The sequence below is a fragment of the Verminephrobacter aporrectodeae subsp. tuberculatae genome (assembly GCF_026127385.1).
Taxonomy (GTDB): Bacteria; Pseudomonadota; Gammaproteobacteria; order Burkholderiales; family Burkholderiaceae_C; genus Acidovorax; species Acidovorax aporrectodeae.
In genome coordinates, this window is the sequence record NZ_QZCX01000024.1 from 1 (window position 1) to 263 (window position 263).

Annotated in this window: 1 protein-coding gene; it reads right to left on the bottom strand. The window is 70.0% G+C overall.

The window, feature by feature from the left end; all coding sequences use genetic code 11:
- Positions 1 to 263, bottom strand: a 263-nt coding sequence (locus tag D5041_RS21955; RefSeq protein ID WP_321162584.1) for a SwmB domain-containing protein, incomplete at both ends; no start/stop codon positions are given.

Genomic DNA, 263 nt, shown 5'->3' on the forward strand with positions numbered 1-263 from the left:
GCTCAGCGTCAGCGTGACGGTCTTGGCCTGCGCGTCCACGGCGACCGCGGTGACGGCGTTCGCCGCGCTGCCGACGCGCACCGTAAAGGCATCGCCCGCCGGCTTGTGCTCCAGGGTCGCGTCCAATGGGTTCGCGTCGTTGAAGCGCAGCACCAGTTGGTTGCCGCGGACCGTGGCCGTGTCGAGTACCGGGGCCGTCGTGTCTTGCGCTCCGGTGTTCACGGTGTAGTTGGCGCTGCTGGCGCTGCCCACACCGGCGTAGC